A 26,502-nucleotide genomic window follows, 5' to 3' on the forward strand; every position below is an offset into this window, starting at 1 on the left:
CTTGCGGCGGGATGATCTACTTCTCGGCGGCCTCGACGTCGGCGACGGCCTCGGCGACCAGTTCCTCGGCGATCTCTTCGGCGGCGACGGCCTCGGCTGCGAGCTCCTCGGCGACGGCCTCCGCGACCACTGCCTCCTCGGCGAGCTCCTCAGCGGCGGCCTCGTCACCGGCGGCCTCGGCCTCGACGGCCTCTACCGCGAGCTCCACGGCCACGGCCTCGGCGATGACCGCCTCGGCGGCGAGCTCCTCAGCGACCTCTTCGACGGCCACGGCTTCGGCGACCTCTTCGGCGGCACTCTGCTCGAGCAGTTCGCGCTCCCAGTCGGCCAGCGGCTCTGCGGCCTCAGCCGACTCGTCGGTCGGGTTGTGGCGCTGGATGAGGCCCTCGGCCGCGGCGTCGGCGATGATGCGGGTGAGCAGGCCCACCGAGCGGATCGCGTCGTCGTTGCCGGGGATCGGGTACTGGAACTCGTCCGGGTCGGCGTTCGTGTCGAGGATGCCGATGATCGGGATGCCGAGCTTGGTGGCCTCGTTGACCGCGAGGTGCTCGCGCTTGGCGTCGACGACCCAGATCGCCGAAGGGGTCTTCGACATGTTGCGGATTCCGCCGAGCGACTTGTGCAGCTTGTCGAGCTCGCGCTTCTTCAGCAGCAGCTCCTTCTTGGTGAAGCCGCTGTCCGCCGGGTTCTCGTAGTCGAGCTCCTCGAGCTCCTTCATGCGCGCGAGGCGCTTGGAGACGGTCTGGAAGTTGGTGAGGAGGCCACCGAGCCAGCGCTGGTTCACGTAGGGCTGGCCGACGCGGGTCGCCTGCTCGGCGATGATCTCCTGGGCCTGCTTCTTCGTGCCGACGAACAGGACGGTGCCGCCGTGGGCGACGGTCTCCTTGACGAACTCGTACGCCTTGTCGATGTACGTCAGCGACTGCTGCAGGTCGATGATGTGGATGCCGCTGCGCTCGGTGAGGATGAAGCGCTTGACTTTCGGGTTCCACCGGCGGGTCTGGTGTCCGAAGTGGACGCCGCTGTCCAGCAGCTGGCGAATGGTGACGACGGCCATGGCCGTTCTCCTGTTCTCGACGCTCGGAAGCGCCGCTTGCGGTTGTGTTTCGCTCGACCGATCGGTCGGCGGGCCTGGTGCCCGGCGCACTCCCGCTCCAGAGCGGATTCGCTCTGTGAGACCGGTGGGGGTGGATGCCGCGCGTTCGCGAACCGGAGTCCGCGTTCGCGCTGTGGGCACGCGTATTCACCCCGACGAGCGGGGTGTGCATCAAGTGTACCAGCAGCCCCTCCTCCCCAGCGTCCATGCCGGCGCCCGCTGTCCCGGGCCTGAGGCGGGGAGGCCGTCGTTCGTCTCGCCGCGGCGATGCTGGACGGATGCTGCGGCATCCACGGTCCTCCCGTCCCGCGCTGCGGCGCGCGGGAGTGCTGTGCGCCGTGGTGCTGGCGCTGCTGGTCGCCGCGTCCCCGACTCCCGCCGGCGCGAGCGGTGCTGCGGAACTGGATCGGATGCCTGCAGGCGTCGATCTCGCATCGCTCGGGTGGGTGTGGCCCGCGGAGTCGTTCCGGCTGTCCCGCCCCTTCGTCGCTCCGGCGCACGAGTACGGCCCCGGCCATCGCGGAATCGATGTCGAGCTGCTCGGCGGCAGTGCAGTGCGCGCTCCGGCGGACGGCGTCGTCGCGTTCGCCGGGCCGGTCGCCGGGCGGGGCATCCTCACGATCGATCACGGGAACGGCCTGGTCACCACTTTCGAGCCTGTGCAGACGACGCTCACTCCGGGCACGCAGGTGCAGGCCGCAGAGGACGTCGCGACGCTCGCACTGGGGGGCCATGCGCGACCGGGCGACCTTCACTTCGGGGTGCGGCTCGAGGGCGAGTACATCAATCCGCTCCTGCTGCTCGGCGGCGTTCCGCGAGCGGTGCTGCTCCCCTGCTGCGAGTGACCGCAGGGATCATCGGGCGCGTGGACGCCCGGATTCAGGCCCGCGGATGCGCGAGCCGGTAGGTGGCCGCAAGACGCTCGGACGAGACGTGGGTGTAGATCTGCGTCGTGCCGAGGCTCGCGTGGCCGAGCAGCTCCTGCACCGCACGCAGGTCCGCGCCGCCGTCGAGGAGGTGTGTCGCCGCGGAGTGCCGCAGGGCGTGTGGTCCGACCGCGGTCGTGCCGAGCACGCCGCCGAGCTCGCGCGCGACGACGTCGTAGACGGCGCGCGGCGTGATGCGGGCACCCCGCGCCCCGAAGAACACGGCCGGTCCGGCTTCCTTCTGGGCGCGCTGGACGAGTCCGGGCCGGCCACGCGTGAGGTACGACGCGATCGCCCGCCGAGCCGGAACGCCGAACGGGACGACGCGCTCCTTCGAGCCCTTGCCGAGGACGCGGACTGTCGCGCGGTCGAGGTCGACGTCGTCTCGATCGAGTCCGGTCAGCTCCGAGACGCGCACCGCCGAGCCGTAGAGCAGCTCGAGCATCGCGTGATCGCGCAGGTCGACCGGATCGCCGGCTGCGGCACGTTCGGCCATGCGGTCGAGCAGGCCCTGCACGCTGTCCGCCGTCGCCACCCTCGGCAGGGTGCGCCCGCGCTTGGGCGCGACCAGCCGCAGACTCGGATCGGTCGAGATCAATCCCTCTTCGGCGGCCCACCCGAAGAACCCTCGTGCCGCGGCCGTGCGCCGCGCCAATGTCGAGCGCGCATCGCCGCGCTGCGTCGCCCGCCACAGCCATTCCCGCAGCGCTTCGAGATCGACGTCGGAGAGTTCGGCACCAGGCACGGTCGCCGACAGGTCGCGCAGGTCGGCGCGATACGCGCGGACGGTCGCGGGAGACAGCCGGCGCACGCGTTCGAGCTGCACCGCGTATGCCTCTGCCGCCCGGTCCACCTGCATGGCTCAAGCATGCCCTCTGACTCCCCTTCACGGGCGGCGGCTCACGGAGGATCAGCCCGCCGCGACCCCGGATCGCCCGCGTCGCCAGCCGCTGTCGCCACGCTCCGCCGCGCCCTCCAGGGCGAGGAGTCCGAGTATCGCGTCGACGTCGGCGACCGCCAGTCCGGACCGTCGCGCGATGTCGGACGGGTCCCGCCATGCGCGGAAGCTCATGGCGTCTTTTACCCGCGTCGTGTCGTCGGTGCGCCCTTCGTCCCTGATGTCGTCGGGCATGTCGAAGAGGGTCGCCGGCACGGCTCCGACCAGTTCGAGCACGTCGTCGGCGTTGGTGATGCACCGCGCGTCGAAGTCGCGCAGCAGGCGGTGGCAGCCGGTCGAGGCCGCGCTGGTGACAGGGCCCGGAACCGCGCCGAGTGGTCGCGCCAGGGCGGCCGCATGGCCGGCCGTGTTGAGTGAGCCGCTGCGCCACCCCGCTTCGACGACGACGGTCGCGTCCGCGAGCGCGGCGATGAGTCGATTCCGCTGAAGGAATCTCCATTTGGTCGGCGCCGACCCGCACGGGACCTCGCTGACGACCGCGCCGGAGGCCGCGATCCTGGCGATCAGGTCGGAGTGTCCCGCCGGATACGGCCGCTCGACGCCGCCCGCGAGCAGCGCGATCGTCGTGCCACCCGCCGACAGCGCCGCACGATGGGCCGCGCCGTCGATGCCGTACGCGGCACCCGAGACGATCGCCACTCCCCTGGCGACCAGTTCAGCGGCGAGTTCCATGCTGACGTGTTCGCCGTAGCTCGTCGCCGCCCGCGCCCCGACCAATGCCACAGACGGCGCGAGCCGGCGGAGGGTCGTGACATCTCCACGGACCCAGAGCAGCAGCGGTGCGTGTTCGCCGAGATCCGACAGGGTGGCGGGCCACTCGGGGTCCTCGGGTGTGATGAGCGAGACTCCGCTGCGACGCGCGATCTCCAGGGCCTCGCGCACGCGAGCCACGTCGAGTCGGGGCCGCCAGCGCGCCAGCGCGTCCTTCCACTGGGCGGGCGAGATTCCTGCCGCGTCCCGAGCCGCTCCGTCGCGTCCGCCCCCGATCGCCTCGGCGAGAGCGTCCTCGCAGCCCAGTGCCGCGATGAGGCGTCCGGCCACTCCATCCCCCGGTTCGATCAGGCAGCTCCACGTATGCGTCGCGTACAGCCGGCGCGCACGGTCACGGTCGAAGTGCCCGTGCACGAGCGGCGCCAGTGCGGCACGAGCCACGTCGGCAGGGGGCAGGTAGTCCTTCATGTCGTGATGCCTTTCTTCATGAACAGGGCGCGTCCGATGTCGTGCACGGTCGGACTCGGGCGAGCGGCGAGATCGCTGAGCGTCCAGGCGACCCGCAGCACCCGGTCGTATCCGCGCAGGGTCAACGACCCGCGGTGCAGGGCCGCGTCGATCGGGCGGCGAACCACCGGGGGGAGGGCGAGCGGTCCGTCGCGGAGCCACGGACCGGACACCCGGGCGTTCACGCGCCACGGCGTCGCGCGCAGTCGGCGGGCTGCCCGAGCCCGAGCCTCCGCGACCCGTGCGGCCGCGGCATCCGTGGTCACGATGTCTGCGGTGAGGTCGGCGGCGTTCGCGACCGAGACGCGCGCGAGGCCCAGTTCGATGTCCACACGGTCCAGGAGCGGCCCCGAGAGGCGCCCCAGATAGCGCCGGATCGCCATCGGCGGGCAGACGCAGCTGCCCCCGCGCACGCCGTGGTTCCCGCACGGACACGGGTTGGTGGCCAGCATCAGCTGGAACGACGCGGGGAAGGATGCGGTCACCCCGGCGCGATGGATCGTGATCGTCCCGGTCTCGAGCGGCTGCCGCAGGGCGTCGAGCACGCTCGGTGCGAACTCGCCGACCTCATCGAGGAAGAGGATGCCGTGTGTCGCCCGCGCGATCGCACCCGGTCGGACGACGCGGGAGCCGCCGCCGACGAGCGACGCGATGCTCGCACTGTGGTGCGGCGCCTCCAGCGGCGGCCGGCGCTGGAGCGAGCCGATCGAGTCGCCCGCGAGTGATCGGATGGCGGCCACCTCGAGTGCGGCCGCGTCGTCGAGTTCGGGGAGGATTCCGGGCAGCCGACTGGCGAGCATGGTCTTGCCGGCGCCCGGCGGACCGCTCATCAGCATGTGATGGCCGCCGGCGGCGGCCGCGATGAGCGCCTCGACCGCATCGCGCTGGCCGATCACCTCGGCGAGGTCGGCGATCGGACGCTCCTGGCCGACGGTCGCCGGTGCGGGCACGGGGTCGAGCGGGCGGTCTTCGACGTCCGCCCCGTGGAAACGGGCCACGTCGGCGAGCGAGACCGCGCCGATCACGTCGATGCCTTCGACGAGGGAGGCTTCGGGCGCATTCGCGTGAGGGACGATCACCCGGCCGATCCCCTCCCTCGCCGCGGCGATCACCGCAGGCAGCACGCCGGGGACCGGGCGCAGCCTGCCGTCGAGGCCGAGCTCTCCGATGTGCACGGTCTGGGCGATGGATGCGGCATCCATCCGCCCCTCGGTGGCAAGTGCCGCGATCGCGATCGCGACATCGAACGCCGAGCCGTGCTTGGGCACGCTCGCGGGCGAGAGATTGACGGTGAGGCGGCGACGCGGAAGCTCGAGACCGCAATTCGCGCTGGCGTTGTGCACGCGTTGAACGGCTTCACCGAGCGCCTTGTCGGGCAGGCCGATGATCCGGAACTCCGGCTGCTGGTTGGACAGATCCGCCTCGACCTCGACGAGCGAGCCGTCCAAGCCGCTCAGCGCTATCGCCCACGTGCGCGCGGTGGTCATCGGGCACGGCCCCTCACCGCAGATCCTCGAGATGCTCGAGAGCCCCATTGGCCGGATCCGCCCCGATGATCGCGATCGCATCCAGGCGCAGCCGACGACCCTGCGCAACCTCGGGGTGAGCGGCGATCCAGGCGAACGCGAGCCGCCACAGCCGCTGCCGTTTGCGAGCGTCGATCGCCTCGAAGGGATGACCGAAGCCCTCGCCGCGACGCGTCTTGACCTCGACGACGACGAGGTCGGTGCGTCGGATCGCGACGAGGTCTATCTCGCCGTCGCGGATGCGCCAGTTCCGATCCACGACGGTGTAGCCGCACGACTCCAGATGACGGGCGGCGCGCTCCTCGCCGGCCCGCCCGAGAACATCCTTCGCTGCCATGAAGGCATCGTCGCGCGGGCGTCCGAGCGCGCCGCGTCCGTCACCGGTGTGCGTGGACAGTCGCCCAGCGGCACGGTCTGGGGAGGAACGGTCGACGCGCGTGCGGTGCGGCGCGACTCTAGTATGGAGAGACCATGGATGACGAAGTCTTCGAGGACTACGACCGCGAACTGGAGCTCGCCCTCTACCGCGAGTACCGCGACGTCGTTTCGCAGTTCCAGTACGTGATCGAGACCGAGCGCAGGTTCTACCTCGCGAACGAGGTGAACGTCGTGCGGCGGGACACGGAGCACGACTTCTACTTCGAGATCACCATGACCGATGTCTGGGTCTGGGACATCTATCGTGCCGACCGCTTCGTCAAGTCCGTCCGTGTACTCACGTTCAAGGACGTCAACGTGGAGGAGCTTTCGCGCCGCGACTTCCACCTTCCCGAAGAGCTGTCACTCGACTCCTGAGGGACGCGGGATCGCGCGCAACGGTCAGAAGAGCGTGGGCGACCCGATGAACGACCACGAGGCGCGATGGTGCCGGCTGATCCCGTGCTCGAGGATCGCATCACGATGGTCGGGACTCGCGTAGCCCTTGTTGCGCGCCCAGTTGTACGCCGGCAGCTCATCATGGAGCTCGGTCATGAGCGCGTCACGCGCCACCTTCGCGATGACGGATGCAGCAGCCGCGCTCGCGCAGTCGCGGTCGGCCTTGATCACGGGGCGCACGTTCAGTCCGGTCCCGCCCGCCGGGGTGATGTAGTCGTAGTTTCCGTCCAAGACGACGATCGCATCTTCGGGCACCACCCCGTGGGCACGCATATCGGCCAGCGCGCGAATGGTGGCGAGGCCGAGTGCGCGCATGATGCCGACCTGGTCGATCTCCTCCGCACTGGCCCAGCCGACGGCGCTCGCGGACACCCAGGATGCGGCGCGCGCCGCGACCGCCGCCCGATGGTGCTCGGGCACGAGCTTCGAATCGCGCAGGCCCTGGGGCACGCGCTTGCGCGAGCGCGGGGCATCGATCATGACGGCCCCGACGGCGACCGGACCGGCGAGGGCCCCGCGCCCGACCTCGTCGCACGCGATGAGGATCGCGTGCTCGCGCAGCAGGCGCCGTTCGAGCGTGAGGCGGGGCTCGATCACGGTCATTTCGGAGCGGGCTCCGCCGTGGGTTCGGGGACGCCCGCGAAGACGTCATGGTGGAAATCCAGGGCGCCGAAGCGATCGAACGGCCAGGTGATCAGGAACGCCCGCCCCACGACGTTCTCGACCGGAACGAAGCCCTTGCCGGGCTGGTCCTGGTTGTAGCGCGAGTCCTTCGACGAATAGCGGTTGTCGCCCAGCACCCAGAGGCTGTCCTCGGGCACGGTGACGTCGAACGAGTCGGCGGATGCCGCGCTGTCTGCATTCGGGAGCTTGAGGTACTCGTCCTCGTCGATCGGGACGCCGTTCACGGTGATCTGGCCGATCGCGTTGCAGCACACGACGTGATCGCCCGGTGTTCCGATGATCCGCTTCACGAGATGATCGTCGCTGTCCGGCGCGGACAGGCCCACGAGGGACAGCGCCCAGTCGACAGCCTCCACCAGCGGTGAGCGGGGCGGATCGGTGCGGACCGGGAGCCAGCCGCCCGGATCGCGGAACACCACGATGTCGCCGCGCTCGTAGCCGCCGAATCGCGGTGTGATCTCGTCGACGAGGATGCGGTCGTTGACCAGCAGGGTGGTCTCCATCGACCCGGAGGGGATGTAGAAGGATCGCACCAGGAAGGTCTTCACCAGGAACGACACGAGCACCGCGACGAGCACGATGATGATGACGTCGCGCAGGAAGGACAGCCAGCTGCGCCGTCGGTCCCGACCTGCGCTCGCTGCAGCGCGAGGTGAGGGGGCCGGCGCTGCGGGTGCCGTCTGCTCGGTCGTCATTCAGATCCTTCTCACGGGCTCACCGCGCATCAGCGCACCCCTGCTCCAAGGGTCGCACATCCGCACCTGGGAAAACGACGAAACCCCGGGCCGAACGGCACCGGGGTTTCGCGGAAATTGCGTCAGTTGTCGCGCTTCTCCTTGATCTTGGCCTTCTTGCCACGGAGGTTGCGCAGGTAATAGAGCTTCGCGCGGCGGACGTCACCACGGGTGACGACCTCGATGTGGTCGATCACGGGGCTGTGGACGGGGAACGTGCGCTCGACGCCGACCTGGAAGCTGATCTTGCGGACCGTGAAGGTCTCACGAACGCCGTCGCCGGAGCGGCCGATGACGACGCCCTGGAAGACCTGGATGCGCGAGCGGTTGCCCTCGGTGATGTTGACGTGCACCTTGACGGTGTCGCCGGCGCCGAATGCGGGAATGTCGGAACGCAGCGAGGCTGCGTCGACGGAGTCGAGGATCTGCATGATCATTGCTCTCTGCGGCCGCCACAGGTCGACCGCGGTATCAGTGGGAAGTTTCGGTTGCGTCCAAGGCCATCGACATCACGTCTGACAACCGGCTCCCCTGAGGCAGAACCTGGTCAGGACACAAAGATCTATTCTGCCACGGATGCCGCGGCCCGCCAAAACGGCCTCAGGCTGCCGGCGGCTTCTCTGTGATCACGATGACATCGCGCTCGCTCGGCGCCTGTCGGGGCGCCTGCGCGGGGATGTAGCCGATTCCCTCAGTGGTGCGCATGAGGATCGCGGACGGTCTCGCCTCACGCCACAGCTGCACGAGCTCGAGCCAGAACAGCGCGAGACCGACGACGATCGTGAGCACCATCACGGGCGCCCACCATGCCTGGTTGAAGAAGCCGAGCGCGATCGTGAGCCCGTTCCACAGCGTGAAGCCCAGCACGTCCCACCAGGAGACGGCCCGCTCCACCCTCACGGTGCCCCGCGCACGCACCAGGAGCGTGAGGAGGAGCTGCCCGAAGAACACGGACGGTATCGCGATGAACAGCACCCAGAGGAATGCCCACCCACCGGCATTGAAGACGCCCCAGCCCACCAGCAGCCACAGCGGGAGCAGGAACGCGGCCGGGATCAACCAGCTATAGAACGCGCGACGCACCCACATAGCCTCGATCGTACGCCGGTCGCCGTCGGTTGGGACCGTGGGTCCATGCAGGACGAAGCATCCTCACAGACTCCGTATCAGTGAGAATGGGTCAGGACGAAAGGGAACCGGAATGATCGAGTTGCGCACGCCCGCCGAGGTCGAGGCGATGCGGCCTGCCGGGCGATTCGTGGCGGAGGTGCTTGCCACGCTGCGCGACGAGACCAAGGTCGGCACGAACCTGCTTGCGATCGATCGTCGTGCGCACGACCTGATCCGCCGTGCGGGGGCCGAGTCCTGCTACATCGACTACCACCCGTCCTTCGGCGCGCGTCCGTTCGGCAAGGTCATCTGCACGTCCGTGAACGACGCGGTCCTGCATGGCCTCCCCTTCGACTACGCACTCCGGGACGGCGACCTGGTCTCGCTCGATTTCGCGGTGTCGGTGGACGGCTGGGTCGCCGATTCCGCGGTCTCGTTCGTTGTCGGGACGCCCCGCGACGAGGATCTCGCGATCATCGACACGACCGAGCGGGCTCTGGATGCCGCGATCCAGGCGGCGGTCGTGGGTCATCGGATCGGCGACATCTCGCACGCGATCGCGGAGATCGCCCATGCCGACGGATACGAGATCAACACCGACTTCGGCGGACACGGCGTCGGGCGGATCATGCACGGCGATCCGCACGTCCCGAACGACGGCAAGGCCGGGCGCGGCTACCCGCTGCGGGAAGGCCTGGTGCTGGCCCTCGAACCGTGGTTCCTCCAGACCACCGATGAGCTCATCACCGACCCGGACGGCTGGACGCTGCGAAGCGCCGACGGATCACGCGGTGCGCACTCCGAGCACACGATGGCGATCACCGACGATGGCCCGATCGTGCTGACCGACAGGTCCTGGCTCGGAGTGCGCTGACATGACGCCGTTCATGAGCCGTCGATCGCTCCGATGATGTGAACGCGGACGTTGTTCGTGGAGCCGGCGAGGCCGGGAGGGGCACCCGCTGTGACCACGACGACATCGCCGCGCTGCGCGTGATCGGTCCCCAGCAGCACGTCATCGACCGTCCGCATGAGGTCGTCGGTGGTCAGCGCCCGCTCCACGAGGAACGTCTCGACACCCCAGTACAGGGCGCTGCGCGAGCGTGTGGAGGCGAGGTCGGTGAATGCCATGATCGGCACGGGATGCCGCAGCCTCGACATGCGCCGAGCGGAATCGCCCGATTGACTGAAGACGCATACGTACTTCGCCCCGACGAAGTCCGCGATGTTGGCCGCGGCGAGGGTGAGCGCGCCGGCCTGCGTGTGCGGCTTCGTGCCGAGTGCCGGGATCCGCGCGATCCCGTGGTCCTCGGTCGAGGCGATGATCCGGGCCATCGTCTCGACGACGGTGACCGGATGGGCGCCGACACTGGTCTCACCGGAGAGCATGACCGCGTCCGCTCCGTCGAGCACGGCGTTGGCGACATCCGAGGTCTCGGCCCGGGTGGGCACATGATTGTCGATCATCGACTCGAGCATCTGCGTCGCCACGATCACGGGCTTGGCCCACCTGCGCGACAGTTCGACCGCGCGCTTCTGCACGATCGGGACCATCTCCAGCGGCAGCTCGACCCCCAGGTCGCCGCGCGCCACCATCACTCCGTCGAACGCGTCGATGATCTCCTGCAGGACCTCGATCGCCTCCGGTTTCTCGACCTTCGCGATGAGGGGCACGCGCACGCCCTCCTCGGCCATGATCACGCGCGCTCGCTGGGCATCCTTGGGCGACCGCACGAACGACAGCGCGACGAGGTCCACGCCCAGCCGCAGCGCCCAGCGCAGATCGTCCTCGTCCTTGGCGCTGAGCGCGGCTGCGGTGAGGGCGACGCCCGGGAGGTTCAGGCCCTTGTTGTTGGAAACCTTGCCGCCGACGACGACCTCGGTCCGCACGCGCACGCCATCGGTGTCGATCACCCGCAGGCGGACCTTGCCGTCGTCGACCAGGATCGGATCGCCCGGCGACACGTCCTTCACAAGCTGAGGGAAGGTGGTGCCGACGATCTCCTTCGTGCCGGCGACGTCCTCGGCCGTGATCGTGAAGATGTCACCCGCTTCGAGCAGGTGCGGTCCGTCGTCGAATCGTCCGAGGCGGATCTTGGGACCCTGCAGGTCGGCGAGGATGCCCACCGCACGCCCGGTCGAGTCGCTCGCACGGCGGACGTTGGCGTACGCGAGTTCGTGGACCGATCTCTCACCGTGGCTCAGGTTGAGTCTGGCCACGTCGAGCCCGGCGGCCACCAGCTGCTCGATCGTCTCGTAGGTCGACGTCGCAGGCCCGAGGGTGGCGACGATCTTGGCACGGCGCATGCTCACTCCCTCGCGATCGACTCCGGGGCCGATCGCTGTGCACCCAGTGTCGCGCACCCGGCGGGCGGATGGGTTTCAGAGTCGTAACGCCGGGTACCGGCGGAGGTTCTCACAACGGTCTTCACACCCGGGTGAAATCCAGGAGACGCAGAGTTCACACGCGGCACGACCTCGCGAAATGCGGAATCCGTAGCTTCTGAGTCACAGGCTCCACTTCACTTGCGACTCCCTTGGAGATCACGATGACCGAAGCGACACTCACAGCACCCGTGCCGGGCGACGCCGCCGACACCGCGGTCGATGCTCCCGCGGCTCGGGGCGCGACCGGCATCGTCCACCGCCGCGGGCGCTGGATCGACGGCTGGGATCCGGAGGAATCCGAGCAGTGGGAGGCTTCGGGGCGCACGATCGCGAAGCGCAACCTCGTCTGGTCGATCTTCGCCGAGTTCCTCGGATTCGTGATCTGGCAGCTGTGGAGCATCGTCGCGGTGATGCTGCCGCTGGCCGGATTCGCCCTGGACAGCAGTCAGATCTTCTGGCTCATCTCGATCCCGAGCCTCGTCGGCGCGACACTGCGGATTCCGTACTCCTTCCTCGTTCCGATCTTCGGCGGCCGGAACTGGACCATCATCTCTGCGGGCCTTCTGCTCATCCCCGCGATCGCGATGGCGGTGTGCGTCGGCAACCCCGAGACGCCGTTCCCGGTGCTGCTCGTCGTTGCGGCGCTGGCCGGCTTCGGCGGCGGCAACTTCGCCAGCTCGATGTCGAACATCACGTACTTCTACCCGCAGCGCGAGAAGGGCTGGGCCCTCGGCCTCAATGCCGCCGGAGGCAACCTGGGTGCCTCCGTCGCGCAGTTCGTCGTTCCGATCGTGGTCACGATCGGTGCGGGCGTCGCGGTCAATCTGCCCCTCGCCGGCTGGATCTGGGTCCCCCTGATCGTCGTCGCGATGGCGGGCGCCGCGTCGCGGATGAACAACATCTCGTCGGCCAAGGCGGATTTCTCCGGATCAGCCGCGGCGCTGCGGGAGCCCCACCTCTGGGTGCTGGCACTGCTCTACATCGGCACCTTCGGATCGTTCATCGGCTTCGCGAGCGTCTTCCCCAAGCTCATCGCCGACCAGTTCCCGGCGTTCTCCGGCATCGCGGTGGGGACGGCATCCGTCTCCCTGGCATTCCTCGGCGCGCTCGTCGGCTCGCTCGCCCGTCCGATCGGTGGGCGCCTGGCCGACCGCTTCGGCGGCGCACGGGTGACGATCGGGGTGTTCGCCGCCATGGCGGTCATGACCCTGGCCGTGATGGCGGTGATCCCGACCGGGCAGTTCTGGCTGTTCCTCGGCTGCTTCCTGCTGCTGTTCGCCGCCGCGGGGGCGGGCAACGGCTCCACGTACCGGATGGTGCCGGTCGTGTTCGCACTTCGGGGCGACGGCGACGCGGCCACCGGCGGAGATGTGTCCTCCAAGCGGAAGGCCGCCGCGGCTCTGGGGCTCATCTCGGCCATCGGTGCCTACGGCGGGTTCCTGATCCCGCAGGCGCTCAACCTGTCGAAGCTCGGCACGGGCAGCTACACGGGGGCCTTCCTCGTCTTCGTCCTCGCCTACATCGCCCTGCTGGTCCTCACGGCCGCGGTCTACGGCCGCGCGCGGAGCGACGGATTCCGGATCTGACGCCGATGGCATCGACGATCACCGGGGTCGCGGCATCCACCGACACCCACTGCCCGTATTGCGCGCTCCAGTGCGCGATGACGCTGACGCGGGCAGCGGGGGCGGCGGAGGGCGCGGCCCCCGTGGTCGTGTCCGGACGCGACTTCCCGACGAACCGCGGGGGGCTCTGCAAGAAGGGCTGGACCTCGGCGGAGCTGCTGCGCTCCCCGGATCGCCTCACCGCGCCGCTCGTGCGCGGCGGGGACGGCCTGCTGCACGAGACGCGGTGGGATGACGCACTCGATCTCATCGCCGATCGGTTGCGGTCGATCCGTGATCGGCACGGCGCGGATGCCGTCGCGGTCTTCGGCGGCGGAGGGCTCACGAACGAGAAGGCGTACCAGCTGGGCAAGTTCGCCCGTCTCGCGCTCGGAACGAGCCGCATCGACTACAACGGGCGGTTCTGCATGTCATCGGCAGCGGCTGCCGGCAATCGCGCCTTCGGCATCGATCGCGGGATGCCGTTCCCGCTTGCGGACCTGGACGCGGCATCCACCGTGCTCCTTCTCGGCACCAACGTCGCCGCGACCATGCCGCCGTTCATCGGCCACCTCGCCGGAGCGCAGGACGCCGGCGGGCTGATCGTCGTGGACCCTCGCCGCACGGCGACCGCCCGGCTCACCGACGAGGCGCGCGGCATCCACCTGCAGCCGACGCCCGGCACCGACCTCGCCCTCCTCCTCGGCATCACGCACGTCGTGATCGCCGAAGGACTGACGGATGCCGACTACCTCGCCGGCCGGACGAATGGCTTCGACGACCTGCGACGCACAGTGAGCGGATGGTGGCCCGAGCGGGTCCAGGCGGTGACCGGCGTTCCCGCGAGCACGATCCGCACGGTCGCGCGGAGACTGGGCGCAGGCGGCGGCGTGTACATCCTGACGGGCCGCGGCGTGGAGCAGCACGTGGACGGCACGGACACCGCGACTGCGGCGATCAACCTCGCGCTCGCTCTCGGACTGCCGGGTCGACCGGACTCCGGCTACGGCACCCTCACCGGTCAGGGGAACGGACAGGGCGGGCGCGAACACGGCCAGAAGTGCGATCAACTGCCCGGCTACCGCAAGATCACCGATCCCGCCGCCCGCGCCCACGTCGCGGACGTGTGGGGCGTCGACCCGGCCGTCATCCCGGGCCCCGGCATCCCCGCCGTGGAGCTCCTGCAGGCGCTCGGCACCGACGCGGGACCCCGTGCGCTCCTCGTGCACGGATCGAACGTCGTGGTGTCGGCGCCGAACGCCTCCGCGGTCCGCGAGGGCCTGGCACGGCTCGAGCTGCTCGTGGTGTCGGACTTCTTCCTCTCCGAGACTGCCGCCATGGCCGATGTCATCCTGCCCGTCCCGCAATGGGCCGAGGAGGAGGGCACGATGACGAACCTGGAGGGTCGGGTGATCCGACGTCGCCGCGCCATGAGTCCGCCGGACGAGGTGCGCGACGAGCTGTGGATCCTGGCCGAGCTCGCACGGCGTCTCGACGCTCCCGGAACCTACTCGGTCGACGCGCGCGAGGTCTTCGACGAACTGCGCAGGGCATCTGCCGGCGGTGTCGCCGACTATTCGGGCATCGACGACGCCCTGCTCGATGCCGGGGCCCCGGTCCACTGGCCTTGCCCGGTCGGCTCGCTCGGCACGCCGCGGCTGTTCCAGGACGGCTTCGGGCACGCCGATGGACGGGCGCGGATCGTCCCGGTCACGCCGGCGACGATCGATGCACGCCTTCCGCGAAGCGGCGAGCTGACGCTCATCACGGGGCGGCTGCTCGAGCATTACCAGAGCGGCGCGCAGACCCGGCGTGTGCCCGAGTTGGCGGCCGCGCACCCCGAAGTCACGGTCACGCTCCATCCAGCTGCGGCCGAACGCCACGGAATCACCGAGGGCGACACCGTGGAGCTGTCGAACGACTTCGGCGTCGTCCGGGCCGGCGCGACGATCTCGCGTGACGTCCGCCCCGGCGATGTCTTCGTCCCCTTCCACTTCCCCGGCGACGGCACTGCGAACCTCCTGACCTCCGACGCCGTCGATCCGATCTCTGCGATGCCCGAGTTCAAGACCGGCGCCGTTCGGGTGCGCCGGGTGGCGGAGACGGTCGTCGCATGACCGACTCCGCGCTCCGCGTGCTCGTCGTCGGCTACGGGCCGGTCGGCGCGCGCTTCGCGGAGGCCCTTCTGCCCGCCGTCCGGGCCGGCCGGATCGCCCTGACCGTGGTCGGGGCCGAGCAGAGCGATGCCTACAACCGCGTGCTCGTGGCCGAATACGCCGTCGGCAGGATGGAGCGCGATTCCCTCACCATCGCCGATCGGCTGGCTGTCGAGCGTGCCGGCGGCCACGTCATCACCGGCGTGTCCGTCGTCGAACTCGATCGAACAGCCCAGGTGGCCGTGCTGAGCGATGGGCAGCGGATCCCCTTCGACCGCGTGGTGCTCGCCACCGGATCGCGCGCGAATGTGCCGACGCTCGACGGCGTTCCGCGCGGCGCCCACCGCCCGGCCGGCACCGACGACGCGCTTCCCGACGGCGTCACCGCGCTGCGGGATCTCGACGATGCGGCGCGCATCAGGGATGCCGTCCGCTCGGGCCGGCGCATCGTGGTGCTCGGCGCGGGTGTGCTCGGACTCGAGTTCGCACTTGCGGCGGCGCACGCGGGTGCCGACGTCGCCGTCGTGCATCACGGCCCGCACCCCATGCCGCGCAACCTCGACCGGGGCGCAGGATCGGTGCTGCGGCGGGCGGTCCGCAGGACGGGAGTGACGATCTTCGCGCACAGCCGCGCGGAGACGGTGCTGTTCCACACCGCCGAAGACGGCCGCCAGGCGTTCGACCGCGTGATCACCGCGGACGGCAAGGACATCGCCGGCGACATGCTGGTGCTCTCGTGCGGTGTCTCACCGCGCGCCGAGCTCGCCGAGGCGTCCGGTCTGCGTGCCTCGTTCGGCGTCGTCGTCGATCGGGGCCTGCGCAGCTGGACCGATCCGTCGGTGTTCGCGATCGGAGACTGCGCGCACATCGCCGATGCCGCAGAACCGGATTCCTCCGCGCGGATCGCCGGAGCGCCGAGCGGCCTGATCGGGCCGGGATGGCGCCAAGCGGACTGGCTGGCCGCGCGCTTCCTCGCGGGAACCGAGACCGCGGGCGGCGACGCCCTCCCCGCGGAACGCGACCCGCTGGTGATGCTCAAGGCCGAGCACGTCGATGTGGTCGCCGCGGGAGATGTCAGCGCCGATCCCTGGGATGACGACCCCGATGGGCGCCAAGTGGCGCAGTGGGCCGACCCCGAGCATGGTCGCTACACGAAGATGGTGTCCGCGGGCGGCATCCTGACCGGTTTCGTGTGCGTCGGGATGCCGCGCACCGCTGCCGAGCTGACGCTGCTGTACGAACGCGGCGACGAGCTTCCGGCCGACCGTTCGCTGCTGCTGCGATTCGACGGCCCCGATTTCGATCCCGACGCCGGATCGGCATCCCTCTCCCCGCACGCGACGGTGTGCTGGTGCAACGGCGTGAGCGTGCAGCAGATCGATGACTCGATCGCGGCCGGCAACGACACGGTCGAGTGCGTCGGGCGCGACACGCGTGCCGGAACCGGATGCGGAGGCTGTCGCACCCGGATCTCCGACATGCTCGCCCGCCACGCGGTGGAGCCGGCGTGAGATCTCACAACTGCCGCCGCCTCTCGGTGAGACGGATGTTCCCCGACCGAAACGACGCCCGCCCCACCCCCGAAACCTCGCCTCCGTAGCGTCGACCACACCACCGCTTCCCGCCCGCCCGCAGAGAGCCGATCGCCTCACCCAGACCGCGACGACAGGAGATCCCGTGCCTCGCACCTCGAAGAGAACGGATGCCGCGGCATCCGCGTCCGATCCGCACGTCGTCGTCGTCGGCGCGGGGATGGTCGCACACCGCTTCGTGGAGAGCCTGCGCAGCCGCGACCCCGAGGGCGCCTGGCACGTCACGGTGATCGGAGAGGAGGATCGCCACCCGTACGACCGGGTCGGTCTCACGTCGTTCTTCGGCGGCGCGAGTGCCGACGACCTCACTCTCGAGCGCTCGATCCTCGACGACGACGACCGGGTCCGCTTCGTGCGCGGTGACGCCGTCGCCCGCATCGACCGGCATGCGCGACGGGTCACCACCGAGAGCGGGCTCAGCGTCGGATGGGACGCCCTGGTGCTGGCGACCGGATCGTACGCCGCCCGGCTGACCGTCGACGGCTTCGACCTGACGGGCTGCTTCGTGTACCGCACCCTCGAGGATGTCGAGCGGATCAGGGCGTTCGTCGACAAGCGCAGCGCCGAGCTCGGACGCCCCCTCCACGGCACGGTGATCGGCGGGGGTCTGCTGGGCCTCGAGGCCGCCGGCGCGATGCAGGGTCTGGATGTGGCATGCACCGTCGTGCAGTCCTCCGACAAGCTCATGTCGGCGCAGCTGGACGAGCGGGGTGCCGACTCGCTGCGTCGGCTGATCGAGGCGCGCGGGATCGCCGTGCGCACCGGCAGCGTCACGACCCGGCTCGACCCCGACGTCCGCGGCAATGTGCGCGGTCTGGAGTTCCGGGAGGGCGACTACGCAGAGACCGACGTCGTGATCTTCACGGTCGGCGTCCGCCCTCGCGACCAGCTCGCGCGCGCCTCCGACCTGAATGTGCACCCGCGCGGCGGCGTCATCATCGACGCCCAGTGCACGACCTCCGACCCGCGCATCCTCGCGATCGGCGAGGTCGCGAACTACGACGGGCGCGCGGTCGGCCTCGTCGCCCCGGGCTACGCGATGGCCGAGGTCGCCGCGACACGACTCCTCGGATCCCCGGCGAGCTTCCCCGGCTATGACGACTCGACCAAGCTGAAGCTCAACGGGGTGGACGTCGCGAGCTTCGGCGACGCCTTCGCGCAGACCCCCGGTGCCCTCGATGTCGTCTACGCCGACCCGGTCGCCGGCGTGTACAAGAAGCTCGTGCTCTCCGACGACGCGCAGACGCTGCTCGGCGGCATCCTGGTCGGCGATGCGAGCGCGTATGGGATGCTGCGCCCGCTGCTCGGCGGACCCCTCGGCGCCGATCCTGCGGCGTACCTGATGCCCGAGGGCGCCGGCGACGCCCTCGCGAACGCCGAGCTGCCCGACGAAGCGCTCGTGTGCTCGTGCAACAGTGTCACGGCCGGAACGATCCGCTGCGCCGTGACCGACGACGGCTGCACCGACGTCGCGGGCGTGAAGGCGTGCACGCGCGCCGGTGCGGCCTGCGGCTCGTGCCTGCCTCTCGTGAAGAAGCTGGTCGGCGCCGAACTCGCGCGCACCGGGGCAAGCCTCAGCACCGCGCTCTGCGAGCACTTCACGCACTCCCGCGCTCAGTTGTTCGACGCCGTCCGCGTCTCGGGACTGCGCACCTTCAGTGCGATCATCGAGCGGTTCGGGACGGGGCGAGGATGCGACATCTGCAAGCCCGTCCTCGCCAGCATCCTGTCCTCCCTCGGCCACGGTCATGTGCTCGACGGCGAGAACGCGACCCTGCAGGACACGAACGACCACGTGATGGCGAACATCCAGAAGGACGGCAGCTACTCCGTCGTGCCCCGGATCGCCGGCGGTGAGATCACCCCGGAGGGACTCCTGGTGATCGGGCAGGTCGCGAAGGACTACGGGCTGTACACGAAGATCACCGGCGGCCAGCGGATCGACATGTTCGGCGCTCGTCTCGAGCAGCTGCCGGAGATCTGGAAGCGCCTGGTCGACGCCGGGTTCGAATCGGGCCACGCGTACGGCAAATCGCTGCGCACCGTGAAGTCCTGCGTCGGCTCGACCTGGTGCCGGTACGGCGTGCAGGACTCGGTCGGAATGGCAGTGCAGCTCGAGCTTCGCTACCGGGGCCTGCGCTCACCGCACAAGATCAAGCTCGGTGTCTCCGGGTGCGCCCGCGAGTGCGCCGAGGCGCGCGGCAAGGACGTCGGCGTCATCGCCACGGAGGCCGGCTGGAACATGTACGTCGGCGGCAACGGCGGCTTCACCCCCCGGCACGCTGTGCTGTTCGCGGAGGGGCTCGACGACGCCGGGCTGCTGCGGGCCATCGACCGGTTCCTCATGTACTACATCCGCACCGCCGACCGGCTGCAGCGCACAGCGCCGTGGTTCGAGGAGATGGAGGGCGGCGTAGAGGCGCTTCGCGCAGTGGTCTTCGACGACAGCCTCGGCATCGCGGATGACCTCGATGCGGCGATGGCGCAGCATGTCGAGAACTATGAGGATGAGTGGAAGGCAACGCTGCAGGACCCCGAGAAGCTGCGACGATTCGCATCATTCGTCAACGCGCCGACCACGCCCGACCCGTCGCTGGCCTACACCTCGGAGCGCGGGCAGGTGCGGCCGGTCACCGCCGAGGAGCGTCAGAACCCGCGTGTGCTGATCGCAGGAACCACCCTGGCGGTCCGGCGATGACCGCCCTGCAGAATCTCACGATGGCGGCCGAGCTCCCGCTCGACTCGCCCGCCCCGCCGCGCAGTCCCCTCGCGGTGTGGGTGCGCGTGTGCGCGATCACCGACCTCGAGCCGGAGCGCGGACTCGCCGCCCTGATCGACGGCGAGCAGGTCGCGCTGTTCCGCACGCACGACGATCGCATCCACGCGGTCCAGCAGCTCGATCCGTACAGCGGCGCGCACGTGATGTCGCGAGGGATCGTCGGCACGAAAGGCGACGCGCCGACGGTCGCGTCGCCGATGTACAAGCAGGTCTTCGATCTGCGCACCGGAGCATGCCTGGAGACCCAGGGCAAGGACGAGCACCGCCTGCAGGTGTGGCCGGTCGCGGTGGATGCCGGCGGAGACGTGTTCATCAAATGGAGGGCGGGCTCATGACCACGATGATCGGCATCTCTCTGACCGGCCGACAGGTCGTGATGGTCGGAGGCGGCGAGGTCGCCGCGCGCCGCATCCGCCGTTTCCTGCTCGACGGCGCCGTCGTCCGCGTCGTCGCTCCCGAGCTCGGCGCCACCGCGCGGCGTCTCGTCACAGACCACGACCTCGAGTGGCGAGCCCGCGGTATGGTCCCCGGCGACCTGGATGATGCGTGGCTCGTGCACACGGCCACGGGCGATCCGCGCGTCGACGCGGACGTCGCCGCGCTGTGCGAGGTCCGATGCGTCCTGTGCATCAACGCCGGCGACGGGAGCCACGGCTCGGCCCGTCTCGCAGCGGAGACCCGTTCCGGCGACAGCATCGTCGGCGTCGTGTCGGATGCAGGGGTGGACCCCGGTCGCACTCTGCTGCTGCGGACTGCGATCGCCGAGAAGCTCCGTGAGGGGAGCCTCCCGTTGCGGCGCAGTCGGCCCAGCCCGGTCGGACGAGTGCATCTCGTGGGCGGCGGACCCGGACCGGTCGATCTGATCACCGTGCGCGGCCGTCGCCTGCTCGCCGAGGCCGATGTGGTCGTGACAGATCGGCTCGGCCCGACCGCAGTGATCGACGAGCTCTCCCCAGAGGTCGAGATCGTCGACGTGGGAAAGCGGCCGCAGCACCACCCGGTGCCCCAGGACGAGATCAACGAGCTCCTGATCGACCGCGCGCGTCGCGGTCTGCGCGTCGTCCGGCTCAAGGGCGGTGACCCGTTCGTCTACGGACGGGGAGGCGAAGAGGTCGCCGCCTGCCTGGCCGCGGGTGTGCCGGTCGATGTCGTGCCCGGACTGACGAGCATCGTGTCGGTGCCGCAGGCGGCCGGCATCCCGGTCACGCACCGCGGAACAGCGACCGCGCTCCATGTCGTCAACGGACAGGATGCGCCGACCCAGGCGACCCTCGCCGCCCTGCGGGACCCGCAGACGACGACCGTCGTGCTCATGGGCGTCAGCGCGCTGCCCGGGTTCGCCGATGCCGCGCTCGCAGCAGGTGCGGACCCGACTCTGCCGATGGCGATCGTCGAGAGCGGGCACACCGACCACAGCGCACGACGCACGCCACGCTCGCAACAGCAGTCCTCCACGCGAGTGCCGCCGTGGTGCGCAACCCCGCCGTCATGGTCTTCGGCCACGTCGCCGCCGCCGATCTGCTCCTGCCCGCGCTCGTCCGTGACGCGCCGGGTGACACTACTCTGTGAGCATCGCCAGTCACACCGGTCCCCGCACGGGTGCAGAGCCGTCCGCACCCGCGATCTCTGCCGCCCTCGCCGGCTGCACGATCCTGCTGCCGGTCGATCGGCGCTCCGGCGAGCTCACCGCGGCGCTCGAACGACACGGAGCCGCGGTGCGCCTCGCGCCCGCGCTCACGATCGTCCCGCACATCGACGACGAAGAGCTGATCGCACGCTCGCGGCTGCTGATCGCCGATCCCCCCGACATCGTGGTCGTTACCACGGGCGTCGGATTCCGGGGCTGGATCGAGGCGGTCGACGAGGCGGGACTGCTCGAGGACTTCCTCAGCGCGATCAGTCCGTCACAGATCGTCGCTCGGGGCCCGAAGGCGCGCGGCGCGATCCAGCAGGCCGGCCTGTCGGCGGACTGGGTCGCCGAATCCGAGACGGCCGCCGAGCTCGAGGCCTTCCTGCTCGCAGAGGGCGTCGAGGGCAGGCGCATCGCGGTGCAGCACCACGGCTCGGGAGCCGATGGACTGGATGAGGCGTTCGAAGCGGCCGGCGCCGACGTCGTCAGCCTCACGATCTACCGCTGGGGTCCACCGCCGGACATCGCAGTCGTGCGTCGATCGGTGATCGCCGCATCGGCCGGCGAGTACGACGCGATCCTGTTCACCTCGGCTCCCGGTGCGCAGGAGTGGCTGGGGTCGGCCGAGATCCTGCAGGTGCTGCCTGCCATGCGCGCACAGGCGGACGCCGGGCGACTGCTCATGGCCGCAGTCGGGCCGATCACGGCGGGACCGCTGCGCGCGGCCGGCTTCGATCCGCTGGTGCCCGATCGTGGCCGTCTGGGTTCGCTCGTTCGAGCGGTGGTGACCTACTTCGGCGGCGGCCACGCACCGGGAATCGAGACCTCCGGTGGCCGGCTCGAGCTGCGCAGCGCGGGAATCGTCCTGGACGGTCGTCACCTCCCCGTCTCCCGCGTGGGCCTGGACATCCTCGCCGCCCTCGTGGACGCGAACGGGGCGACGGTCTCCCGGGAAGAACTGCAGGGCGCCCTGCCCCGATCGGTCGCGAACACCCACGCCGTCGAGGTCGCCGTCGCACGCCTTCGCGAGAGCATCGGCGTGCCGGATCTCATCAAGACCGTCGTCAAGCGCGGCTACCGCCTGAACGTCGTCGAAGACGAGGCTCGCTGAGTCGGCGCCCGCCCGCCGGGTCAGTCGACGCGCACGACCGCAGCCGACCGAGCCGGCAGGACCGCGTCGTCGCGGTCCAGGCCGAACTCCGCGTGCGTCGCCACGAGGACGACCGAAGACGGCGGGAGCGGCATCCGGTGCGCGTCATGCGAGAAGTTGACGAGGATCTGGACTGCCCCGCGGCGGAGCCGGAACAGTCGCTGCGCCTCATCGACCTCCGCCTCGAGCGCGCCGAACGCGGGATCGGTGAGGTCGGGAACGTCTCGTCGCAGCCGGATCAGGCCGCGATAGAGCTCGAGGATCCGCGCGTGGATTCCAGAGCCGCGCTCGTCCCAGTCCAGCTTCGACCGCGTGAATGTGGCTAGATCCTGCGGATCGGGCACGACGGAGCGGTCCCAGCCCATCGCGGCGAACTCCGCGATGCGCCCCTCCGCGGTCACGCGTCCGAGCTCCGGTTCGGGATGCGACGTGAAGAACTGCCACGGCGTCGAGGCCGCCCATTCCTCGCCCATGAACAGCATCGGCGTGAACGGCGAGCACACCGTGAGCACGGCGGCGATCGCGAGTCCGCCCTCGTCGAGCGACTGCGAGAGCCGGTCGCCGGCGGCGCGATTGCCGATCTGGTCGTGGTCCTGGCTGAAGGTCACGAGCCGTGTCGTGGGAATGCGGGGATCGATCGGATGCCCGTGCGCTCTGCCCCGGAACGATGACCAGGTTCCGTTGTGGAAGAAGCCTTTCGTGGCGACCTTCGCGAGGGCGGACAGCGGTTCGAAGTCGGCGTAGTAGCCGGTCGTCTCGCCGGAGACCGCGACGTGGAGCGCGTGGTGGTAGTCGTCGCTCCATTGCGCGCCCAGCCCGTAGCCGCCCGCCTCGCGGGCCGTGATGAGGGTTGCGTCGTTGAGGTCGGATTCCGCGATGAGCGTGAGCGGTCGGCCGACGTGGGCACTGAGTGCCTCGGTGTGCTCGGCGAGCTCCTGCAGGATGTGCGGGACAGCGGAGTCCTGCAGGGCGTGCACCGCATCAAGCCGCAGTCCGTCGACGTGATAGTCCCGCATCCACATCATCGCGTTCTCCACGATGTAGCGGCGCACGTCGGCCTCGTCCAGGTCGACGGAGGAGCCCCACGTGTTGCGCTCGGCGTCTCTCAGATACCGGCCGAACTCGGGCAGGTAGTTGCCGCTCGGCCCGAGGTGGTTGTACACCACGTCCTGGATCACGCCGAGCCCGCGTCGGTGGCACTCGTCGACGAACCGCTGGTAGGCGGCCGGACCGCCGTACCCCTCGTGCACGGCGTACCAGAGGACGCCGTCATAGCCCCAGTTGTGCGTGCCGTTGAAAGCGTTGACCGGCAGCAGCTCGACGAACCCGATTCCGAGCTCGACGAGGTCATCGAGCCGCGCGACGGCGGAGTCCAGCGTGCCGTCGGGCGTGAACGTGCCCACGTGCAGCTCGTAGATCACCGACCCCGCGAGCTGACGCCCGGTCCACTCCTCGTCCCGCCACGCGTGCGCGTCCGCATCGAACCAGGCGCTCGGCTCGTGGACGCCGCGCGGCTGGCGACGGGAGCGCGGATCCGGCCGCGGCGACTCGGAGTCGCCGAGCACGAACGCGTACTCGTCGCCGTCGCGCAGGTCGACGGATGCCGTGAACCATCCGGCGTCTGCAGGCGACAGGTCGAGGTCGGCCTTTCCGGGTCGGCGCAGCCGCACCCGATCCGTCCGTGGTGCCCAGACGCGGATCGTCACGAGTCCTCCACTCCCGGTATGAGCAGCGCCACCGGGTACGTTGCGAGCAGATCGGCCAACCGGACCTCGGACCCTTCGAAGCGGCGTCCGGTCAGCGCATCGGTCGTCGGTCCGGGATGCCGCAGCAGCAGTGTCTCGCCCCATCCCCCGCTGTCTGAGAGCCCGACCGGCAGCCGTGTGGCCACCGTCAGCGCGCCGCCGCGGTCGAACGCGACGGCGTGGTCCGAGGCCTCACCGACGACGGTCATCGGCGTGTAGCGGCTGAAGAGCTCAGGCCGGTCGCGGCGCAGGCGCAGAGCGCGGGAGGTGACCAGCAGCTTGGCCGACGCCGAGGAATCGACCGGAGGCAGATCGCCCCGCGCGAACCCGGCGTCGAGGTCAGCGAGCATCCGCCGGCGCTCGTCGAAGTCCACAGGGCGCCGGTTGTCCGGGTCCACGAGCGAGGTCTCCCACAGCTCCGAACCCTGGTACACGTCCGGGACGCCTGGTGCGGTGAGCTGGATGAGTTTGCCGGAGAGCGCGTTGGACCATCCGAAGCGTCGGATCTCGGCGACGAAGTCGGTGATGAGCTTCTGCACCGCGGGATCGTCGGAGACCGCGTCGACGGTCGCGTGCATCCGCGCCTCGAACGCGGCATCCGGGTCCCACCATCCGGTCGCCTCGGCGGCTTCGCGTGCGGCCTTCTCGACGTAGGCGTGCAGGCGCTCCCGCGATGCCGGCCATGCTCCGATCACCGCCTGGTAGAGCAGGCTGTCGAACGGCCCGTGACCGGTCGCCGATCGACCGCGCAGCTCGCCGAGCACTTCGCCCCACCGCAGCGGGATCTCCGACAGCACGCTCAGCCGCGCGCGCACGTCCTCACCGCGCTTCGTGTCGTGGGTCGAGAGCGTCGTCATCGAGTGCGGCCATGATGCCTGCCGCGCCGCCTGCTCGCGATGAAAGCCGTCAACGCTCAGCGAGAAGACCGATGGGTCGGCCCCGACCTCTGTCAGCGAGCCGAGCCTCGTATAGCGGTAGAACGCCGTGTCCTCCACGCCTTTGGCCATGACCGGACCGGTGGTCTGCTGGAAGCGCTTGGCCACCTCGAGTGCAGGGTCGGCGAGGATCGGCACGAGCCGCGAGATCGCGCTCGCCAGGTCCGGACGACGCGCGGATGCCGCCGCCGCGGCCGCGTCGAGGTGCTCCCGACCGGCCGGCAGGTACGAGCGGTAGACGGGGAAGCACGCGAGCAGTTCGGCGAGGGCGTCGAAGGATCCGTCGAGGTGTACGGGAAGCTCCCGGACGAGCCGGGCGATCTCGGCGCGCTGGATCGTGTCGGCGATCATCCGCTTCGTCTCGTGGATGAGATCCTCGTAGGCCGGCCCTGTGCCGCCTCGCAGCTCGGAGTCGAGCGCGTCGAGCGCGGGTTCGCCCGCCGCGTCGATCAGCACGCGGTCGATCCCGGCGAGGGCGTCGTACCCGGTGGTGCCGTCGGTCTCCCACCATGCCGGCAGCTGCTCGCCGTGCTCGAGGATCTTCTCCACCAGCACGTACGCTCCGCCGGTCGCGTGCGAGAGCCGGGCCAGATATCCGCCGGGGTCGATCAGGCCGTCGGGGTGGTCGACCCGCAGCCCGTCAGCGAGTCCCTCCCGAACCCAGCGCAGCACCTCCGCGTGACTCTCTTCGAACACCCACGGGATCTCCACACGCACGCCCGCGAGAGTCGTGACCGCGAAGAACCGCCGGTAGTTCAGCTCGGAGGCCTCGCGCCGCCAGAACACCGCCTCCCAGTTCTGACGCTCGATGATCTTGCGGACGGTGTCCGGATCGTCCAGTGCGGCGTCGGCGGGCACCGTCCCTGGCGCGAGCGGCAGCACGTGCTCGCCGGAGAACCGCACGACGCCGGTCGGCCCGAAGACGGTCATGTCCGGGTCGATCTCGACCTGGCCGCCGCTGATCGCTGCGTCGATGTCCGTTCCGAGGATCGGAACCCGCACTCTGCCCGCGCCGAAGGCCCAGTCGATATCGAACGCTTCGGCGTACCGGGACTCCTGTCCGTACGTGAGGACGTCCCACCACCACGGATTCTGGCTCGGCTGCGAAATGCCCATGTGGTTGGGCACAGTGTCGATGAGGATGCCGAGACCGGCCGAACGGGCCGCCGCGACGAAGCGGTCCAGGCCATCCGCTCCCCCGCGTTCGGGGTCCACCCGGGAGGGGTCGACGACGTCGTACCCGTGATCGGAGCCCGCGGTTGCCTGGAGCAGCGGGGACAGGTACGCCCAGGACACGCCCAGATCGCGGAGGTAGCCGGTGACCGCGGCCGCGGCATCCAGATCGAAATCGCGCCGGATCTGCAGACGGTAGGTCGATCTCGGAGTCGCCGTCAC

General features: G+C 70.1%; 21 protein-coding genes and 1 pseudogene. 10 read left to right on the plus strand and 12 right to left on the minus strand.

Features of this window, described 5'->3' with window-relative positions:
* Positions 1 to 16: 16 nt before the first annotated feature.
* Positions 17 to 1,057 (minus strand): 30S ribosomal protein S2, encoded by a 1,041-nt coding sequence (rpsB, locus tag BM349_RS10465; RefSeq protein WP_091706793.1) that lies wholly within the window; start codon positions 1,055 to 1,057, stop codon positions 17 to 19.
* Positions 1,058 to 1,374: 317 nt separating this feature from the next.
* Here rpsB and BM349_RS10470 point away from each other — a divergent pair, with 317 nt between their 5' ends.
* A complete protein-coding gene (locus BM349_RS10470) occupies positions 1,375 to 1,941 on the plus strand; it encodes a murein hydrolase activator EnvC family protein (protein WP_254773817.1) in 567 nt (188 codons plus the stop codon).
* Positions 1,942 to 1,975: 34 nt separating this feature from the next.
* On the opposite strand, the gene BM349_RS10475 is transcribed toward BM349_RS10470, so the two are convergent.
* Genes BM349_RS10475 through BM349_RS10490 form a run of 4 tightly spaced genes read right to left on the minus strand, consistent with a single transcriptional unit; the run spans position 1,976 to position 6,061 of the window.
* Positions 1,976 to 2,881 (minus strand): tyrosine recombinase XerC, encoded by a 906-nt coding sequence (locus BM349_RS10475; protein WP_091706794.1) that lies wholly within the window; start codon positions 2,879 to 2,881, stop codon positions 1,976 to 1,978.
* A 51-nt stretch (positions 2,882 to 2,932) separates the two neighbouring features.
* The gene (dprA, locus tag BM349_RS10480) at positions 2,933 to 4,159 is read right to left on the minus strand and encodes a DNA-processing protein DprA (RefSeq protein WP_091706795.1); all 1,227 of its coding nucleotides are present in this window, start codon (positions 4,157 to 4,159) and stop codon (positions 2,933 to 2,935) included.
* The gene (locus BM349_RS10485) at positions 4,156 to 5,685 is read right to left on the minus strand and encodes a YifB family Mg chelatase-like AAA ATPase (RefSeq protein WP_091706796.1); all 1,530 of its coding nucleotides are present in this window, start codon (positions 5,683 to 5,685) and stop codon (positions 4,156 to 4,158) included. The genes dprA and BM349_RS10485 overlap by 4 nt, the downstream gene beginning before the upstream one ends.
* A 13-nt stretch (positions 5,686 to 5,698) precedes the next feature.
* Positions 5,699 to 6,061: a YraN family protein gene (locus tag BM349_RS10490; RefSeq protein ID WP_091706797.1), complete on the minus strand. Its 363-nt coding sequence runs from the start codon at positions 6,059 to 6,061 to the stop codon at positions 5,699 to 5,701.
* 134 nt (positions 6,062 to 6,195) lie between these two features.
* Between BM349_RS10490 and BM349_RS10495 the strand changes: the two genes are divergently transcribed.
* A complete protein-coding gene (locus BM349_RS10495) occupies positions 6,196 to 6,519 on the plus strand; it encodes a DUF2469 family protein (RefSeq protein ID WP_091706798.1) in 324 nt (107 codons plus the stop codon).
* 24 nt (positions 6,520 to 6,543) lie between these two features.
* Here BM349_RS10495 and BM349_RS10500 read toward each other — a convergent pair whose 3' ends face one another.
* From BM349_RS10500 to BM349_RS10515, 4 genes are all read right to left on the minus strand, one after another.
* Positions 6,544 to 7,203, minus strand: a complete 660-nt coding sequence (locus BM349_RS10500; RefSeq protein ID WP_091706799.1) for a ribonuclease HII — start codon at positions 7,201 to 7,203, stop codon at positions 6,544 to 6,546.
* Positions 7,200 to 7,979 (minus strand): signal peptidase I, encoded by a 780-nt coding sequence (gene lepB / locus BM349_RS10505; RefSeq protein ID WP_091706800.1) that lies wholly within the window; start codon positions 7,977 to 7,979, stop codon positions 7,200 to 7,202. The genes BM349_RS10500 and lepB overlap by 4 nt, the downstream gene beginning before the upstream one ends.
* A 122-nt stretch (positions 7,980 to 8,101) precedes the next feature.
* Positions 8,102 to 8,449, minus strand: a complete 348-nt coding sequence (gene rplS / locus BM349_RS10510) for a 50S ribosomal protein L19 (RefSeq protein ID WP_091707250.1) — start codon at positions 8,447 to 8,449, stop codon at positions 8,102 to 8,104.
* A 169-nt stretch (positions 8,450 to 8,618) separates the two neighbouring features.
* The gene (locus BM349_RS10515) at positions 8,619 to 9,107 is read right to left on the minus strand and encodes an MFS transporter permease (RefSeq protein WP_091706801.1); all 489 of its coding nucleotides are present in this window, start codon (positions 9,105 to 9,107) and stop codon (positions 8,619 to 8,621) included.
* Positions 9,108 to 9,219: 112 nt separating this feature from the next.
* On the opposite strand from BM349_RS10515, the gene map reads away from it, so the two are divergent.
* A complete protein-coding gene (map, locus tag BM349_RS10520) occupies positions 9,220 to 10,002 on the plus strand; it encodes a type I methionyl aminopeptidase (RefSeq protein WP_091706802.1) in 783 nt (260 codons plus the stop codon).
* A gap of 11 nt (positions 10,003 to 10,013) precedes the next feature.
* Here map and pyk read toward each other — a convergent pair whose 3' ends face one another.
* Positions 10,014 to 11,435, minus strand: coding sequence for a pyruvate kinase (gene pyk, locus BM349_RS10525; RefSeq protein ID WP_091706803.1), 1,422 nt, complete (start codon positions 11,433 to 11,435; stop codon positions 10,014 to 10,016).
* 242 nt (positions 11,436 to 11,677) lie between these two features.
* On the opposite strand from pyk, the gene BM349_RS10530 reads away from it, so the two are divergent.
* From BM349_RS10530 to BM349_RS10560, 7 genes and pseudogenes are all read left to right on the plus strand, one after another.
* Positions 11,678 to 13,102: an MFS transporter gene (locus BM349_RS10530; RefSeq protein WP_091706804.1), complete on the plus strand. Its 1,425-nt coding sequence runs from the start codon at positions 11,678 to 11,680 to the stop codon at positions 13,100 to 13,102.
* A gap of 5 nt (positions 13,103 to 13,107) precedes the next feature.
* A complete protein-coding gene (locus tag BM349_RS10535; RefSeq protein WP_091706805.1) occupies positions 13,108 to 15,237 on the plus strand; it encodes a molybdopterin oxidoreductase family protein in 2,130 nt (709 codons plus the stop codon).
* Entirely contained in the window at positions 15,234 to 16,787 is a 1,554-nt protein-coding gene (locus BM349_RS10540) for an FAD-dependent oxidoreductase (protein WP_091706806.1), read from the plus strand. The genes BM349_RS10535 and BM349_RS10540 overlap by 4 nt, the downstream gene beginning before the upstream one ends.
* Positions 16,788 to 16,953: 166 nt before the next feature.
* The gene (gene nirB / locus BM349_RS10545) at positions 16,954 to 19,566 is read left to right on the plus strand and encodes a nitrite reductase large subunit NirB (protein ID WP_302848252.1); all 2,613 of its coding nucleotides are present in this window, start codon (positions 16,954 to 16,956) and stop codon (positions 19,564 to 19,566) included.
* Between the two features lie 20 nt (positions 19,567 to 19,586).
* A complete protein-coding gene (nirD, locus tag BM349_RS10550) occupies positions 19,587 to 19,982 on the plus strand; it encodes a nitrite reductase small subunit NirD (RefSeq protein WP_254773818.1) in 396 nt (131 codons plus the stop codon).
* 41 nt (positions 19,983 to 20,023) lie between these two features.
* Positions 20,024 to 21,004 (plus strand): annotated as a pseudogene (gene cobA / locus BM349_RS10555) (uroporphyrinogen-III C-methyltransferase); the annotation flags it as partial.
* A gap of 208 nt (positions 21,005 to 21,212) precedes the next feature.
* Entirely contained in the window at positions 21,213 to 22,388 is a 1,176-nt protein-coding gene (locus BM349_RS10560) for a uroporphyrinogen-III synthase (RefSeq protein ID WP_254773819.1), read from the plus strand.
* Positions 22,389 to 22,408: 20 nt separating this feature from the next.
* Here BM349_RS10560 and treZ read toward each other — a convergent pair whose 3' ends face one another.
* Both treZ and treY read right to left on the minus strand, forming a co-directional pair.
* Positions 22,409 to 24,133, minus strand: coding sequence for a malto-oligosyltrehalose trehalohydrolase (gene treZ, locus BM349_RS10565; RefSeq protein ID WP_254773820.1), 1,725 nt, complete (start codon positions 24,131 to 24,133; stop codon positions 22,409 to 22,411).
* Positions 24,130 to 26,502 (minus strand): malto-oligosyltrehalose synthase, encoded by a 2,373-nt coding sequence (treY, locus tag BM349_RS10570; protein WP_254773821.1) that lies wholly within the window; start codon positions 26,500 to 26,502, stop codon positions 24,130 to 24,132. The genes treZ and treY overlap by 4 nt, the downstream gene beginning before the upstream one ends.

The sequence above is a fragment of the Microbacterium sp. cf046 genome, assembly GCF_900114345.1.
Lineage (GTDB): Bacteria > Actinomycetota > Actinomycetes > Actinomycetales > Microbacteriaceae > Microbacterium.

What these genes read in the sequence shown, in the direction of transcription:
- BM349_RS10515 (WP_091706801.1), bottom strand. Translation starts at nt 9,107, where the DNA reads ATGTGGGTGCGTCGCGCGTTCTATAGCTGGTTGATCCCGGCCGCGTTC.
- BM349_RS10530 (WP_091706804.1), top strand. Translation starts at nt 11,678, where the DNA reads ATGACCGAAGCGACACTCACAGCACCCGTGCCGGGCGACGCCGCCGAC.
- lepB (WP_091706800.1), bottom strand. Translation starts at nt 7,979, where the DNA reads ATGACGACCGAGCAGACGGCACCCGCAGCGCCGGCCCCCTCACCTCGC.
- rpsB (WP_091706793.1), bottom strand. Translation starts at nt 1,057, where the DNA reads ATGGCCGTCGTCACCATTCGCCAGCTGCTGGACAGCGGCGTCCACTTC.
- BM349_RS10495 (WP_091706798.1), top strand. Translation starts at nt 6,196, where the DNA reads ATGGATGACGAAGTCTTCGAGGACTACGACCGCGAACTGGAGCTCGCC.
- BM349_RS10490 (WP_091706797.1), bottom strand. Translation starts at nt 6,061, where the DNA reads ATGGCAGCGAAGGATGTTCTCGGGCGGGCCGGCGAGGAGCGCGCCGCC.
- rplS (WP_091707250.1), bottom strand. Translation starts at nt 8,449, where the DNA reads ATGCAGATCCTCGACTCCGTCGACGCAGCCTCGCTGCGTTCCGACATT.
- BM349_RS10470 (WP_254773817.1), top strand. Translation starts at nt 1,375, where the DNA reads ATGCTGCGGCATCCACGGTCCTCCCGTCCCGCGCTGCGGCGCGCGGGA.
- pyk (WP_091706803.1), bottom strand. Translation starts at nt 11,435, where the DNA reads ATGCGCCGTGCCAAGATCGTCGCCACCCTCGGGCCTGCGACGTCGACC.
- BM349_RS10540 (WP_091706806.1), top strand. Translation starts at nt 15,234, where the DNA reads ATGACCGACTCCGCGCTCCGCGTGCTCGTCGTCGGCTACGGGCCGGTC.
- BM349_RS10475 (WP_091706794.1), bottom strand. Translation starts at nt 2,881, where the DNA reads ATGCAGGTGGACCGGGCGGCAGAGGCATACGCGGTGCAGCTCGAACGC.
- map (WP_091706802.1), top strand. Translation starts at nt 9,220, where the DNA reads ATGATCGAGTTGCGCACGCCCGCCGAGGTCGAGGCGATGCGGCCTGCC.
- BM349_RS10500 (WP_091706799.1), bottom strand. Translation starts at nt 7,203, where the DNA reads ATGACCGTGATCGAGCCCCGCCTCACGCTCGAACGGCGCCTGCTGCGC.
- nirD (WP_254773818.1), top strand. Translation starts at nt 19,587, where the DNA reads ATGGCGGCCGAGCTCCCGCTCGACTCGCCCGCCCCGCCGCGCAGTCCC.
- BM349_RS10535 (WP_091706805.1), top strand. Translation starts at nt 13,108, where the DNA reads ATGGCATCGACGATCACCGGGGTCGCGGCATCCACCGACACCCACTGC.
- BM349_RS10485 (WP_091706796.1), bottom strand. Translation starts at nt 5,685, where the DNA reads ATGACCACCGCGCGCACGTGGGCGATAGCGCTGAGCGGCTTGGACGGC.
- dprA (WP_091706795.1), bottom strand. Translation starts at nt 4,159, where the DNA reads ATGAAGGACTACCTGCCCCCTGCCGACGTGGCTCGTGCCGCACTGGCG.